Consider the following 14,646-nt stretch of genomic DNA (forward strand, 5'->3'; position numbering starts at 1 on the left):
CATTTTGGAGGATAAATCAGTTTGAATTGCCAATGAGTATCGCATCCGCGGGGCAAGGAGACACACAAGCACCACAACCAGTACAGGCCTCAGTATCTATCATGGGTTTAGGCACTTGTCCTATTGCCATAATAAAACTAATTGCGCGAGGGTCGCAGGCATCTTTGCAGCTCTGACACCAAACACCTTCATGGGTTAAACAGTTGTCTTTTATCGCTGCTGTAATTGACCAAGGTAATAATTGATCGCGATCAAATACAGGCTCTGGGCACACATCAACGCATTGCTTACAGAAGGTACATTCATCTTTAGTGAAATCTATTTCAGGAAAACCACCTTCACCGCGTTTAATTATTTGGGTTTCGCAGGCGGTAATACACTTGTCACAGCGTGTGCAATTGTCAGTAAACTCTTGATCCGTTTTGCTCCACGGCGGGCGGGTAACATTGGATTTTCTGCGACTAAATAGATTACGGCGACTTTGATTAATACCTTGGTTCATTTCGGTTCCAATTGAGCTTAAATATATTTGCTGCAATCAATATTAGCATTAACTGCAGCACAAAATTGTTAAGCGCTTGGCAATTCATACCAATTCCAATAATTATCTGGTCATTCAGCGAGAATCGGCATCTTCTAGGCAAGTAATTCTTCTAGGCAAGCAATTCTTCTAGGCAAGCAATAGGATTGTAGGCATAGTTGCTCTCGGTAACAGCTCCTACGTTGCTCTATCTCGTGCATCTTGCCGCCATGGATGGTGGCAATGTCTTATTTTTTATAGAAAAAAATAGACCATGCCGTCGTACGTCAAAATACTATTAAGCAGCATAGTAGGTGCATAAACTCGTCCTGCGGGAGCCACTCAGGCTTTCCATTTTTTGTTACATTGTTCCATAAGGGAATAACCATTCTTTCAACAATGCGCCTCAAACTGAAAAACCTGAGTGACTCTGATAGATCACCTAATTAATGGCGTTGGTATTGTAACCATCAGGATTATTTGATTGCCATTTCCAACTGCTATTTGCCATATCTTCAACGGTATGGGTTGCACGCCAATCCAATTCTGTAGCGGCAAAGCTTGGGTCGGCATAACAGGCTGCAATATCACCAGGGCGGCGAGGACTAATTTGATAAGCAATGGTTTTGCCACAAGCTTTTTCAAATGCCTTGACCATGTCTAACACGCTGTAGCCTATGCCCGTACCGAGGTTATAAGTCACCAGCCCAGGTTTAGTTTGCAGCTTTTTAAGTGCTTGCAAGTGACCCATAGCTAAATCAACAACATGAATATAATCACGTACGCCTGTGCCATCTGGTGTGTTGTAATCATCACCAAAAACGCTTAATTGTTGGCGTTTACCAACAGCAACTTGGGCAATAAATGGCATCAAGTTATTAGGAATATCGTTAGGGTCTTCGCCAATCAAGCCACTTTCGTGAGCGCCGACTGGATTAAAGTAACGCAAACGAGCTATATTCCAGCTGTTATCCGAGTTATGCAAGTCAGCTAAAATATTCTCAACCATCAATTTTGACTGGCCATAAGGGTTGGTTGCGCCAGTAGGAAAATCTTCTTTAATGGGTAAGCTAGCGGGATCGCCGTAAACCGTGGCAGATGAGCTAAAAACTAAGTTTTTGACGTTATTTTCAGCCATGACTTGGCATAAAATGATGGAACCGGTGACGTTGTTTTCGTAATATTTCAATGGTTTTTCGACCGATTCACCGACAGCTTTTAATCCTGCAAAATGAATGACGGATTCGATGCTGTGATCTGCAAAAACTTTTTGCAGTAAGGCTTTGTTTAGAATGTCGCCTTGATAAAACGTAACATCTTTACCGGTAATGGTTCTAACTCGAGCCAACGCTTCAACACTTGAGTTTGATAGATTGTCTACGATGACCACTTTCTGTCCGGCCTTTAATAGCTCTACTACGGTATGTGTACCAATATAGCCTGCGCCGCCGGTTACCAAAATTGTCATAGTTTAATCGTCCTGTGAATTAATGAGTCAAGTTATAGGGCTGGTTGATTTTTGGCGATCAACTTTTATCAGGTCAGTTAGATAAATAGCCTCTCATGTATTGTAAATTATCACAGTTCAATTGCCATTTAAATTATTGATGGCACGTTCAAATTAATACCGGTCAGCTTTCCTATAAAGTGAGTCAAAAGTAGTTATAAAAATGGGCGCTGAGTGAGAGCTAAATCAGTAGTTGTATTTATTTGTTTACGATTAGCACTACATTATGGCAAGACAATAAACTGTGAAGGAGTTAACAAAACATCACCCTTAGCACACTATGTAGGGAGTGAAGTTGACGTAAAGTGGAACCTATGAGTACAGCAACAAAGTATATTGCACACCAACCTGATGCCCAAGGTTACATTGATTACTCAGAGCATGAGAATCAATTATGGCAACAATTGTATCAGCGCCAAGTGACGAATATGCCGGGCCGCGCATGCCAAGCCTATTTACAAGGCTTAGATGCATTAGGCATGTCAGTTGATCGCATTCCACAATTGCCTGAAATCGATAAAGTGTTACTTGATGCAACGGGTTGGAAAACTGCTGCAGTGCCTGCACTGATTTCATTTGGGCGTTTCTTTGAGTTACTGGCCAATAAAGAGTTTCCAGTCGCGACGTTTATTCGCAGCAAAGAAGAGTTTGATTACCTGCAAGAACCTGACATTTTTCATGAGATATTTGGCCATTGTCCGTTATTAACTAATCCATCATTTGGGCATTTTTCACATATGTATGGACAGTTAGGGCTGGCGGCATCAAAAGAAGAGCGCGTGTTTCTGGCGCGATTATATTGGTTTACTATTGAGTTCGGTTTGGTTCAGGCGAAAAATGAATCACTGCAAATATACGGCGGCGGCATTTTAAGTTCACCGGGTGAAACCATGTATGCATTAAGTGACAGCCCTGAACGTAAGCCGTTTGATTTACTCGACGTACTGCGCACACCATATCGTATTGATATCATGCAACCTATTTATTATGTTATCGATCATATTGACTATTTAGACGAAATTGCTCGTATGGACATTATGAGCATGGTGACAAAAGCACGTCAGTTAGGCATGTTTGAGCCTAAATTTGCTCTAAAAGTCAAAGCCAGTTAACGATTTATTGCAGCAGAGCAACCAATAAGATAGCTCAACAATCTGCAAGTGAGACACTATTTAATTAAGCCAAGGAGTACAAATGAACGCATTAACCGAGATGAAATGTGAAGCATGCCAAGCAGATGCACCAAAAGTAACGGATGCAGAGTTAGCAGAGCTTGTCGGTATGATCCCTGATTGGGGCATTGAAGTTCGTGACGGCATTATGCAGTTAGAGCGGGTATATAAATTTAAAAACTTTAAGTTAGCGATGGCCTTTACTAATAAGTTGGCCGATTTAGCTGAAGCTGAGTTCCATCACCCAGGTATCTTAACCGAATGGGGCAAAGTCACAGTGACGTGGTGGTCACACTCAATTAAAGGCTTACACAAAAACGATTTCATTATGGCTGCCAAGACAGACCAGTTGTTAGACTAGTTACTATCGCCATCCATTTCAGCATGTTACGTTAACGTAATGTGCTGAAATAGTTTCTCTGTTACAATTCTGCTGTAAACTTCACTTGCCACTGAAGCCATATCCCTCTAACGTTATGCCAAATTTCCGCAATAAAACATTAATAAATAGGGAATCGTTACATTATGCGTTTGGAAGTCAGCTGTATCGATCGCGTGGGTTTAGCGAAAGACATCCTCGTCGTGCTTGAAAAACATGGTATTAACTTAATTGCCATTGATGCCAGTAATAAAGGTTTCCTGTTTTTGCAGTTTGCAGAAATCAGTTTCGAAACCCTGCGTGAGCTAATGCCACAAATTCGTAAAGTCGAAAGTGTGCATGATGTCCGTACCGTATCTTTTATGCCGTCAGAGCAAGAACATTACGCCCTAAAAACCTTACTTAAAACCTTACCCGATTCGGTGTTTTCAACAGACGCGAAAGGGCGGATCCGCATAGCCAATGAGTCGGCATTATTGACGCTTGGTATGGCTGAACATGAAGTGGTGGGCGAGTCACTTAATCATTGGGTACAAGGGTTTAACTTTGCTCGTTGGATGAGTGAAATACCGGTGTTGGCGCAAGCCACACGAGTTCAAATTAACTCGAGCGAGTATTTGGCTGAAATGCTGCCAATTTACTTACCCGATGACGATGAAAAAACTATTTTGGCGGGTGCGGTTATCTCGCTGAAATCACCCGCTAGAGTGGGTAAACAGTTTAATGCTCTGCAAAATCAAACCACTGGTTTTGATAATGTATTGGCTATCAGTGACAAAATGAAAGACATACTCAAGCAAGCCAAGCGTATGGCGCAACTTGATGCACCGTTACTTATCACCGGTGAAACGGGAACGGGTAAAGAGTTGATGGCCCGTGCGAGTCATGATGCCAGCATGCGCCGTGAACATCCTTTTATCGCGATAAACTGTGCGGCTTTGCCCGATAGTGTCGCAGAGGAAGAGTTGTTTGGCTTTGTTAGCAATGGCACCGTCGTTAAACGCGGTCTATTTGAAGAAGCAAAAGGCGGTACGGTGTTTCTTGATGAAATTGCCGAGATGTCTAAAACCGCACAAGTTAAATTATTGCGTTTATTACAAGACGGAACTTTTAGACGGATTGGTGGCGATGAAGAAGTACGCGCCGATGTGCGGATTATTTGTTCAACCCAAAAACATTTGGCTGAACTTTGCCAATCCGGTGAGTTTAGAGAAGATTTGTACTATCGAATCCATGTCTTAAGCTATCACATGCCATCACTGCGTGAGCGTCGTGTAGATGTGATTCCATTAACTGAGATGTTTTTAGAGCATTATAGTCAGCAGTTATCGAGTCCCTTAAGACGTATATCGGCAAGTTGTCGCGATTACCTATTTACTTATGCATGGCCGGGTAATGTGCGCCAATTGAAAAATGCGATTTTTAGAGCGGTATCAATGTGGGATGGCTCAACAGAATTGACCGTTGAGCAACTTAAATTACCTTCATATGCTGAAGGCTTTGGCTACTTCGATGAAGAGTTCGAAGGCACGTTAGACGAGGCGATGAAAGAATATGAAGCCAGTTTATTACGTCGGTTATATCCCGCGTACCCAAGTACACGCCAATTAGCCAAAAAGTTAGGTGTGTCTCATACCGCTATTGCTAACAAGTTGCGTGATTACAGTATTAGTAAGAAAAAGTAATGTAACGATTTAATGCCAGCCAAGTGCTGGCATTTTGGTCATTTTAACGCTAACAATCAGTGTTGACGTGGCCTTTTATGTTTTGTAACGAATAATTTACAAATCACGATTAGCACCGCAAAAATGTGATTTAGAACCTACTATAGGATTTTCCGTCACGATCGGTTATTTCTATGGTTAGATTGAGAGTCTTGTATCGAGTAGGACGCAGATCTCACCCAGAATTTAGGAGCAGTAATGAAACTTGCAAGTTATCACAATGGACGTCGCGACGGCCAATTGATGTTAGTCAGTAAAGATTTGACCAAAACAGTCGCGGTACCCGCTATTGCCCATACTATGCAGCAATTATTAGATGCTTGGGATTTGTTATACCCACAACTCAATGAGTTGTATGAAGCACTAAACGCCGGCCAGATGGACAATGCAGTAGATTTTGATGAAGCACGTTGTTTATCTCCTTTACCAAGAGCCTACCAATGGGCCGATGGCAGTGCGTATGTTAACCATGTTGAGTTAGTACGCAAAGCGCGTGGCGCTGAAATGCCTGCATCGTTTTGGACTGATCCTTTAGTATATCAAGGTGGTTCTGACTGTTTTATCGCCCCTAAAGCGGATATTCAAATGGCCAGTGAAGAATACGGTATCGATTTCGAATCAGAAATCGCTATTGTTACTGATGATGTTGCCATGGGTGTTAACAGCGAAGATGCAACTAAGCACATCAAATTATTGATGTTAGTTAACGACGTATCACTGCGTAACTTAATCCCAGGTGAATTAGGCAAAGGCTTTGGCTTTTTCCAATCTAAGCCATCGAGTGCCTTTTCACCCATTGCGATTACCCCAGACGAGTTAGGTGACAAATGGCAAGACAGCAAAGTACATTTGCCGTTAGTGACTCATTTAAACAGTGAGTTGTTTGGCCGCCCTAATGCCGGTGTCGACATGACGTTTAACTTTAGCCAGTTAGTCGAACATGTGGCTAAAACACGTCCATTAGGCGCAGGTGCAATTATTGGTTCTGGTACTATTTCTAACTACGATCGCAGTGCTGGTTCAAGTTGTTTAGCTGAAAAACGCATGCTTGAAATCATTGCCGACGGTAAAGCATCAACACCCTTTATGCATTTTGGTGACACTGTTCGCATTGAAATGTTTGATGATAACGGTGTGAGTATCTTTGGTTCTATCGATCAAAAAGTGGTTGAATACAAAGTTTAAGATTATGAAAGCGATATAAATCGAAATATAAAGGCAATAGCGATTAATCGTTATTGCCTTTTTGTTAGGCAGATTAAAATAAAAATAAGGGAATTTGCATGAAACTCTATGGCTACTGGCGTTCAAGTGCGGCATATCGCGTGCGTATTGCGTTAAATTTAAAGCAGTTAACGGCTGAACATATTTCAGTTCATTTGGTTAATAATGGTGGTGAGCAACATTCTGAGGCTTACCATCAACTCAACCCCTCGGATCTTGTGCCGACGTTTATCGACAATAATGAGTCAGGCGAGATTAACTTATCGCAATCGTTAGCCATTATAGAATACCTCGACGAAAAACACCCTCAGCAACCGTTACTTCCCAGCAATATTGAGCAGCGAGCTATTGTTCGCAGCATGGCTCAAGCCATAGCATGTGAAATTCATCCTTTAGATAATCTTCGAGTATTACAATATTTAGTTAACGAAATGGGTGTCTCAGAAGCTGATAAAATGCGTTGGTATCACCATTGGATACACCTTGGCTTTGCTGCTTTAGAACAGCAGTTAAGCCGATATTCTGGACGTTTCTGCTTTGGTGATACTCCTTCGCTGGCCGATATTTGTCTGATCCCGCAAGTGTATAATGCCAAACGCTTTAATTTCGAGCTTGCTGCGTATCCTAATATTGTCAGAATTTGGGATGAGTGCCATAAGTTACCTGCATTTGCTGATGCCGCGCCAGAACAACAGCATGACGCGACGTAATCAAACCTTGTTTAATCAGCACCAGTTAAATCCGCCCCTGTTAAACCAAGTGGCCATTGAACAGTTGCAACATGGGCAGGCTAAGCCATTGTTCTTGTTGTGGCAGTGGTTACAACAAGATGAACTTAGAATGGCAGCCTTAATGACGTGTCAGAAAGTGATGCAACAACAAGGGATCACCGACTGGTTAATTAGCGCGGGTTTTATACGCAATTTAATTTGGGACAATTTGCACGGCTTAGCTTCACAAGCCTTAAACGACATTGATGTCATTTACTGGCGTGATAACACCCCATCTTCTGCAGAAGACCAGGCGATTGAAGCTTTACTCGTTAAGCAGATAGGTCTGCCATGGTCGGTGAAAAATCAAGCCAGAATGCACCTTAGAAATGGCGATGTGCCCTATAGTTCTTGTGTTGATGCCATGTCATTTTGGCCAGAAAAACAAACGGCTATTGGGGTTAAATTAGTCCCCTCTGATGACCATACAACAGCTGAGTTTCAATTACACGTGACGAGTGTGTTTGGTTTAGGCTGTTTGTTTGACTTGTCATTAAGTCCAAATCCAAAGCGTGACAAAGCTATTTTTAACCATCGCGTGTCCCAAAAGGGATGGTTAATGCATTACTGCAAACTATCTGTAACAGATTAATCATCAATAATAATTCACCTGTTCAACCTCACAAAACCTAACTGTTAAATACATCTTTCATCTCTTTACCGCCTCACTTTGTGATCTAAATCATGTGTCTGGGATCTAATTAGGTACCTCTATAGGGGTACTGCTGTTTTGTTGATCTGAATCAATGATGTTAACGATTAACTTCAGTAGGTTAACCGCAAATGTTAAGGATGCACAGAATTGCATCTAGTTGTCATTGCCAAGGAGTGTTAAAAAATGAATAAGAAAATTACCCTAAGTTTAGTTGCTGCTTCTTTATTAACTGCTGGTTTTTCATTTGGTGCTGCGGCCCATCAAGCAGGAGATATTATTGTTCGTGCTGGTGTGGCAATGGTTGCTCCAAATGAGTCAAGCCCTGTAGTCGCAAATATTGCTGAATTTAGCGTAGATAACGATGTCCAATTAGGGCTAAATTTTGGTTATATGCTAACTGATAATATCGGTATTGAATTATTAGCGGCATCGCCTTTTAGTCACGATGTGTCACTGGGTGAACTCGGTAAAATTGCTGACTCAAAGCAATTACCTCCAACACTGGTCGCACAATATTACTTTGGCGATTCACAGTCTGCTTTACGTCCCTATATTGGCTTAGGGGTTAATTTTACCAACTTTTATGACAGTGAATTTACTCAAGAGGCGAAAGATCTTGGTTTAGATAATTTGAGCCTATCGAACTCTTGGGGCGTGGCGGCTCAAGTTGGGCTTGATTATCAAATTGACAAGAAATGGTTGGTTAACGCGTCTGTTTGGTATGCTCAAATTGCAACGGATGTGAGCTTTGACATGGGGGCAGATCATGTTGTGGTTGATACAGACATTGATCCTTGGGTTTACATGATCAGCGTCGGTTATACTTATTAAGCTAGGGTAGAATACGTTAGCGAAAAACGAACATATGAAACAGGAACCTACGGGTTCCTGTTTTTGTTGATGGCACTTATGGAGACTTTTTACGCGGTTTCCAATGGCGAGTATTGTAAATGTACTCTGGTAATAAACGATTTATCCACGCGACAATGCGCCAGCGTTTAGTGACATACACTCGGCGTTTACCTTTTTGCAAGGCTGAGATGATTTGTGTAGCCACTTTATCGATAGGCGACAACAGCAATTGTGTATTCAAATGAACGGCTTTATCAAATAACCCTAATTGAATATCACTAATGGTAATAGGCAGCTTTAATCGTTGTGCATGCATACTCAAGCCTTGCAGGTAATTTTCAGCAAAGGCTTTGGAGGCATGATAAGCCACATTAGGCCCTCCACGTTGACCGGCTATTGAGTTAATGGCGGCTAGTTGGCCGTAACCTTGCTCGCACATTAATTTAAAAATACAGTTATTTGCCGCAGCAAAGCCCATTACGTTAATATCGATAGTGTGCTTATCAATTGCCCAAGGCAGGGTAGAATCGTAGTCATTAACACCGGTATTAACAATCACCAAATGGGCGCCATTATGTTTGCTCCAGGCGGCATTCAGCTGTGCTATTAGTGTGTCAGGTTGATTAATTACTAACGGATATACACTGACATCGCCAGGCAGACTTTGACTAAACTCGTTAAGTGATTCAGGGTCGTTAACAAAAAGCACCAGCGAAACTTGCTGTGCAGATAACTGTCTGGCTAAGGCTTGGCTCAGTTGAGAGCTGGCGCCAATAATCATCGCTGTCGCTGTAGACATGATTCATCTCATCAAAAATAATGACTCATAATAGAAATAACATCAGTTGATAACAAGTAAGAAAAAAATTCAACTTGAGACGTGTAGACTTCCAGCCATCCAAGTGTATGATGGTTATCTAACAGATTGACCGATATTAACGTTAGCAATAAGCCATTCTGTCGCGGTTTAGGCTAGGTGAGTAGGTTAGTTATGTTTGCAAACGACATTTGACAATCGATGATGACCGCTGTTTTTAGCGCTAAACTGAATGTTGAAACTGTGACATAACAGACATTAACGTTATTGTGAAAAGGCTGGTTGGTTAATCGAGCGCTGGTTAATCAAGTACATGTGTTTAATTAATCTAAAGGTGAGACGTATGCCGGTTCGAATTCCAGATAACCTGCCTGCAGCAGGTATTTTAGAGTCAGAAAATATCTTTGTGATGTCTGAAACCCGAGCTGCTAATCAGGACATTCGTCCAATGCGGGTATTAATCTTGAATCTAATGCCTAATAAAATCGAAACTGAAACCCAGTTGTTGCGATTACTGGGCAATACGCCCTTGCAAGTTGGGGTCGATTTATTACGCATTCATGATAAGGAATCTAAGCATACATCAGTGGATCACATGAATACTTTTTATCGTGATTTTGAAGACATTAGAAATAACAATTACGATGGTTTGATTATTACCGGCGCACCGTTAGGAAAAATTGATTTTAAAGATGTGGTGTATTGGGACCACATTCGCGAAATTATTGACTGGTCACAACAACATGTCACTTCAGTACTGTTTTTGTGTTGGGCAGCTCATGCTGGTTTGTATCATCTTTATGATTTACATCGTCAGTTATTAGCGAATAAACGTTCAGGTGTATTTAATCATCGAAGAACCAGCGACCCACACCCACTATTGCGCGGTTTTGATGATGAGTTTTTTGCACCGCACTCACGATTTGCTGAAATGGATATTGAACAAATTCGTCAACATCCAGATTTAGAAGTGTTGGCTGAATCAGACGAGGCTGGCGCGTATATTGTACTCAGTCGTGATAATCATAATGTGTTTGTTATGGGCCACCCTGAATATCAAAAAGACACCTTGAATGAAGAATATGTGCGCGATGTTGGCGAAGGCCTCAAGCCAGATATTCCGCAAAACTATTACCGACAAGATGACCCAACACAAGATACTATTGTTCGTTGGCATAGTCATGGCAGCTTATTAGTCAGTAATTGGCTTAATTATTATGTTTACCAGTTAACGCCATATGACTTGTCTGACATGAATGCGAAAACACCATGGGAAAGTAAAAAGTAAACTTGAATATAGTTATACCGGCGTTTTAACGTTGACTTCGTTTCGATAAAAGCTATTGTTAAACTTAGATGTTTTTATTGTAAGGTCGAGGTTAAATGGTTAAAACCAAGTTGATGATATTATTGGTGTGTGCAGTAAGCTGGCCGCTAACTACCTGGGGGGCCGGTGACATTTTTAGTGACGCTAATGGCACTATTATGAATGGTGCCAATGTTAGCAACAATACTGTTATCAACAGTACTGTTAGCGATAATACCGTTAGCGACAATACCGTTAGCAACAATACTGTTAGCAACAATACCGTTAGCGATAATACTGATAGCACAGAAATTACTGATAGTACAAAAATTACTGATATCAAACAACAGTTAGCCACATTAAGCTCACCACAACAACGCATTGACTTTTTACAACAACAGCGACCACAAAGTGCTCAATGGCCGATTGAACAGCAAGGCCAGTTATTGCATTTACTGGCAATAGAGCAAGAAGTTAACAGTGATCTTGTTGCTGCAATTAACAGCTATAGCCATGCCATTAAATTACTTACACCACATCCTCTTAGCAAAGAACTGGTCAAAAGCTATCTCGAACGCTCATTCATACTTTACCTTCAAACTAACGACACCCAAATTTATTGCCCAGATCGTGAAGTGGCGATTACATTAGCCCGTCAGCTTGGAAACGTTGATATCTTGGCCGAAGTGTTAGCGCAAAGTGCGTATTGCCATAATAAACCAAGTGATTTTGGCGAAGGTCTCAAAAGGTTAAATGAAGCTTTAGCGTTAGCGCAACAACATCAATTAGGACTGAGTCGTCAAGCGATGATATTCAATGCCACGGCTGCTATCTATCGTGACAATGGTTTAAACCGTAAAGCCTACGAATACTTTAACAAAGCCTATGACTTTTGGGAGCAAGCCCAAGATAAACAAGACATGTTTAATATGTTGCATAACATGGTGGGCGAATCGATTAAATTGGCCTTGTGGGGGGAAAATAAAGCTCATTTAGCCCAAATGCAGCAACTGGTAGGACAATCGCCAGAGTTTGCTGACTTTGATTTTTTCTATCAATTTAATACGGGTATTAGCTGTTGGGCTCAAGGTTTATTTCAAGAAGGTATAGATCATTTTTTGCGCGCACTTGAAGTGCAAGATACAACCCAAGAAAAATACTTTGTCGACGCTACGCATGCATGGTTGGCATTGAGTTATTTTCGCCAACAACAACCAGATAAAGCTTTTAAGTATGCTGAAATATTTTCTGGTTCGGCGACTTATGACGGCCATTCCAATGAACTGAAATTGATGATTGCGGCCATTATTGATTACGCCAATGGGTCGAGTAATCTGGGCATGAATAAGCTTTTGGATACCATCGATTTACAAAAAAAGCACTTTGCTAACATCATAAATAACGATGTGGTTAATTCATCATTAGACCATAATCTTACCGTGGCTGAGTTCAATAATCGTCTGCTCGAAAAGCAATTGGCCATCAATAAGCTGAATTTAGAGGCCGAAATTGATTCTCAAAAAATTACTAACTTATCAATGGCAATCGCAGTGCTAATTGCATTGGTGTTATTAGTGCTGGTCATTTTCTTGTGGCAATCTCGCCGACAATTTAAACGCCGCTCTCAAACGGATTATTTGACGGGGATTGCTAATAGACGTCATACTTTTGAGCAGGGCAAAAAGCGCTTTTATCAGGCTAAAAAACATCATCGATCACTAGCCGTTATTATGTTCGATATCGATAACTTTAAAGCCATTAATGACCATTATGGTCATGATATTGGCGATTTAGCCATAAAAGCGTGTGGTAGACGAGCACGCAATTGGCTCAAGAAAAACGATATTTTAGGTCGCATCGGTGGCGAAGAGTTTTTAATTATTTTACCCGATACCGAGCAAGCACAAGCCGTTGAAATAGCCGAGCGATTGCGAACCAGTATTGAGTCAAACCAGTTTGTGTTTAACGATGTTAAAATGAATTTCACCATCAGTGTGGCTGTTGCGATGTTAACCTCGCAAACTCATGAGCTTGTCGACATTATTAAGCAAGCCGATTTAGGCTTATATCAAGCAAAAGACAACGGCCGCAATCAAGTAGTGATAGTGGACCAATAACCCTCTCTAAGTGCCGATTTAGTTTATTGAGTCACTACGGCTATTTTGTGCTTAGACTAAAGTTTTACGCTCAATAAATCACTCAACAGTAATCATGTTACTGATAAATAGATATTGATATGTCTTATAAAAAACAACATCTTACATCAAATTTAAATGTGACATTCTTCAAGTGTAAATCTTCACTGACAATTCCAATCAATTAACATCAACATTTAGACCATTTTTTACTTGCTTTACGTTCGCGTCAACGTCAAAGTGATATCCATATTGTTGATGTTATTTTTTAAGCGCAGTAAATTGGAGTGGTCATGAGTACAGAGCAAACAGGTCAAGATATCGTTATTGTTGCCGCGAAACGTACACCAATGGGTGGGTTTCAAGGGGCATTGTCTGAGGTAGCTTCTCCAGTATTAGCAGCAACCGCTATCAAAGGTCTTATCGCCCAAACGGGGATCAGCGTTAATGCTGTTGACGAAGTATTGATGGGTTGTGTATTGCCAGCCGGTCTGGGCCAAGCGCCTGCTCGCCAAGCGACTCTAGGTGCAGGTTTACCGTTAAGTGTTGGTGCAACAACAGTCAATAAAGTTTGTGGTTCTGGTATGAAAACCGTCATGTTAGCGCACGATTTAATTAAAGCGGGTAGCAGTCAAGTTGTGGTTGCAGGTGGCATGGAAAGCATGAGCCAAGCGCCATATTTACTCGACAAAGCTCGTAGCGGTATGCGCATGGGCCACGGCAAAGTAATGGACCACATGTTTTTAGACGGTCTTGAAGATGCTTACACTGGTGGTGCAATGGGCACATTTGCCCAAAAAACCGCTGATGACTTTGGCTTAACTCGTGAGCAAATGGATGCTTTTGCATTAAGTTCGCTGGAAAAAGCCAATGCAGCGATTAACTCTGGCGCATTTAAAGATGAAGTAGTGCCTGTAACCATCAGCACACGTCGTGGTGATGTGACGGTTGAGATAGACGAGCAGCCTGGTAACGCCCGCCCTGAAAAAATCCCAACATTACGCCCTGCATTTACTAAAGACGGCACGATCACTGCCGCCAACTCAAGTTCTATTTCAGACGGTGCTGCAGCGTTAATGTTAATGACGCGCGAAAAAGCCCAGCAACTTGGCTTAAATGTTTTAGCCACCATCAAAGGTCACACTACTCATTCACAAGAACCGTCAATGTTCACTACCGCACCGGTTGGCGCGATGCAAAAACTGTTCGATAAAGTGCAGTGGAACAAAGATGATGTCGATTTATATGAAATCAACGAAGCGTTTGCCATGGTGACCATGTTAGCGATTTCTGAACTTGGCTTAGATGCCAATAAAGTTAACGTTAATGGCGGCGCATGTGCAATGGGACACCCAATTGGTTGTTCTGGAGCGCGTTTGTTAGTCACATTAATTTATGCCTTAAAAGCACGCGGCCTTAAGCGCGGCGTGGCATCGTTATGTATTGGTGGCGGCGAAGCCACAGCAATGGCGATAGAAGTGTAAATAGACAATACAAGTTAAGTTCGACAAGACCACCGCACAGGTAAATGTATACGCAGCCACTTAATATGTGCGACTGACAAACATAATAAATCGCATTACCT

Annotated in this window: 13 protein-coding genes; 10 read left to right on the forward strand and 3 right to left on the reverse strand. The window is 41.6% G+C overall.

What is annotated here, in order from left to right; genetic code table 11:
* Nucleotides 1-16 precede the first annotated feature (16 nt).
* Nucleotides 17-502, reverse strand: coding sequence for a ferredoxin-type protein NapF (napF, locus tag AAEY99_RS08340; protein WP_351010023.1), 486 nt, complete (start codon nucleotides 500-502; stop codon nucleotides 17-19).
* A 460-nt stretch (nucleotides 503-962) separates the two neighbouring features.
* Complete coding sequence (gene galE, locus AAEY99_RS08345) at nucleotides 963-1,988, reverse strand: UDP-glucose 4-epimerase GalE (protein ID WP_162023469.1); 1,026 nt, start codon at nucleotides 1,986-1,988, stop codon at nucleotides 963-965.
* Nucleotides 1,989-2,341: 353 nt separating this feature from the next.
* On the opposite strand from galE, the gene phhA reads away from it, so the two are divergent.
* The 7 genes from phhA (at nucleotide 2,342) to ompW (ending at nucleotide 8,782) form a co-directional block, all read left to right on the forward strand.
* The gene (gene phhA, locus AAEY99_RS08350) at nucleotides 2,342-3,139 is read left to right on the forward strand and encodes a phenylalanine 4-monooxygenase (RefSeq protein WP_351010026.1); all 798 of its coding nucleotides are present in this window, start codon (nucleotides 2,342-2,344) and stop codon (nucleotides 3,137-3,139) included.
* 82 nt (nucleotides 3,140-3,221) lie between these two features.
* Nucleotides 3,222-3,560 (forward strand): 4a-hydroxytetrahydrobiopterin dehydratase, encoded by a 339-nt coding sequence (locus AAEY99_RS08355; protein WP_351010028.1) that lies wholly within the window; start codon nucleotides 3,222-3,224, stop codon nucleotides 3,558-3,560.
* Between the two features lie 164 nt (nucleotides 3,561-3,724).
* On the forward strand, nucleotides 3,725-5,263 hold the full coding sequence (gene tyrR / locus AAEY99_RS08360; protein WP_101086681.1) for a transcriptional regulator TyrR: 1,539 nt from the start codon (nucleotides 3,725-3,727) through the stop codon (nucleotides 5,261-5,263).
* 237 nt (nucleotides 5,264-5,500) lie between these two features.
* On the forward strand, nucleotides 5,501-6,487 hold the full coding sequence (locus AAEY99_RS08365) for a fumarylacetoacetate hydrolase family protein (protein WP_351010031.1): 987 nt from the start codon (nucleotides 5,501-5,503) through the stop codon (nucleotides 6,485-6,487).
* Between the two features lie 98 nt (nucleotides 6,488-6,585).
* Nucleotides 6,586-7,236 (forward strand): maleylacetoacetate isomerase, encoded by a 651-nt coding sequence (gene maiA / locus AAEY99_RS08370; protein WP_351010034.1) that lies wholly within the window; start codon nucleotides 6,586-6,588, stop codon nucleotides 7,234-7,236.
* Nucleotides 7,223-7,888, forward strand: a complete 666-nt coding sequence (locus tag AAEY99_RS08375; protein ID WP_351010037.1) for a nucleotidyltransferase family protein — start codon at nucleotides 7,223-7,225, stop codon at nucleotides 7,886-7,888. Before maiA ends, AAEY99_RS08375 begins: the two co-directional genes overlap by 14 nt.
* A gap of 246 nt (nucleotides 7,889-8,134) precedes the next feature.
* Nucleotides 8,135-8,782: an outer membrane protein OmpW gene (gene ompW / locus AAEY99_RS08380; RefSeq protein WP_182744538.1), complete on the forward strand. Its 648-nt coding sequence runs from the start codon at nucleotides 8,135-8,137 to the stop codon at nucleotides 8,780-8,782.
* A 76-nt stretch (nucleotides 8,783-8,858) separates the two neighbouring features.
* Here the strand turns inward: ompW and AAEY99_RS08385 are convergent, their stop codons facing one another.
* Entirely contained in the window at nucleotides 8,859-9,602 is a 744-nt protein-coding gene (locus tag AAEY99_RS08385; protein WP_192115256.1) for an SDR family NAD(P)-dependent oxidoreductase, read from the reverse strand.
* A 361-nt stretch (nucleotides 9,603-9,963) separates the two neighbouring features.
* Here AAEY99_RS08385 and metA point away from each other — a divergent pair, with 361 nt between their 5' ends.
* The 3 genes from metA to AAEY99_RS08400 all read left to right on the forward strand — a co-directional run bounded on the left by metA (nucleotide 9,964) and on the right by AAEY99_RS08400 (nucleotide 14,545).
* The gene (gene metA, locus AAEY99_RS08390) at nucleotides 9,964-10,908 is read left to right on the forward strand and encodes a homoserine O-acetyltransferase MetA (protein WP_101086687.1); all 945 of its coding nucleotides are present in this window, start codon (nucleotides 9,964-9,966) and stop codon (nucleotides 10,906-10,908) included.
* Between the two features lie 95 nt (nucleotides 10,909-11,003).
* Nucleotides 11,004-13,043, forward strand: coding sequence for a diguanylate cyclase (locus AAEY99_RS08395; protein WP_351010040.1), 2,040 nt, complete (start codon nucleotides 11,004-11,006; stop codon nucleotides 13,041-13,043).
* Nucleotides 13,044-13,354: 311 nt separating this feature from the next.
* Entirely contained in the window at nucleotides 13,355-14,545 is a 1,191-nt protein-coding gene (locus AAEY99_RS08400; protein ID WP_351010043.1) for a thiolase family protein, read from the forward strand.
* Nucleotides 14,546-14,646: the final 101 nt, after the last annotated feature.

The sequence above is a fragment of the Shewanella sp. S1-58-MNA-CIBAN-0166 genome, assembly GCF_040310085.1.
Classification (GTDB): Bacteria; Pseudomonadota; Gammaproteobacteria; order Enterobacterales; family Shewanellaceae; genus Shewanella.

Bases quoted from the DNA above. Each gene is read 5' to 3' on its own strand.
- AAEY99_RS08395 (WP_351010040.1), top strand. From the start codon at position 11,004: ATGGTTAAAACCAAGTTGATGATATTATTGGTGTGTGCAGTAAGCTGG.
- galE (WP_162023469.1), bottom strand. From the start codon at position 1,988: ATGACAATTTTGGTAACCGGCGGCGCAGGCTATATTGGTACACATACC.
- tyrR (WP_101086681.1), top strand. From the start codon at position 3,725: ATGCGTTTGGAAGTCAGCTGTATCGATCGCGTGGGTTTAGCGAAAGAC.
- AAEY99_RS08355 (WP_351010028.1), top strand. From the start codon at position 3,222: ATGAACGCATTAACCGAGATGAAATGTGAAGCATGCCAAGCAGATGCA.
- napF (WP_351010023.1), bottom strand. From the start codon at position 502: ATGAACCAAGGTATTAATCAAAGTCGCCGTAATCTATTTAGTCGCAGA.
- maiA (WP_351010034.1), top strand. From the start codon at position 6,586: ATGAAACTCTATGGCTACTGGCGTTCAAGTGCGGCATATCGCGTGCGT.
- AAEY99_RS08375 (WP_351010037.1), top strand. From the start codon at position 7,223: ATGACGCGACGTAATCAAACCTTGTTTAATCAGCACCAGTTAAATCCG.
- phhA (WP_351010026.1), top strand. From the start codon at position 2,342: ATGAGTACAGCAACAAAGTATATTGCACACCAACCTGATGCCCAAGGT.
- AAEY99_RS08385 (WP_192115256.1), bottom strand. From the start codon at position 9,602: ATGTCTACAGCGACAGCGATGATTATTGGCGCCAGCTCTCAACTGAGC.
- ompW (WP_182744538.1), top strand. From the start codon at position 8,135: ATGAATAAGAAAATTACCCTAAGTTTAGTTGCTGCTTCTTTATTAACT.
- AAEY99_RS08400 (WP_351010043.1), top strand. From the start codon at position 13,355: ATGAGTACAGAGCAAACAGGTCAAGATATCGTTATTGTTGCCGCGAAA.
- metA (WP_101086687.1), top strand. From the start codon at position 9,964: ATGCCGGTTCGAATTCCAGATAACCTGCCTGCAGCAGGTATTTTAGAG.
- AAEY99_RS08365 (WP_351010031.1), top strand. From the start codon at position 5,501: ATGAAACTTGCAAGTTATCACAATGGACGTCGCGACGGCCAATTGATG.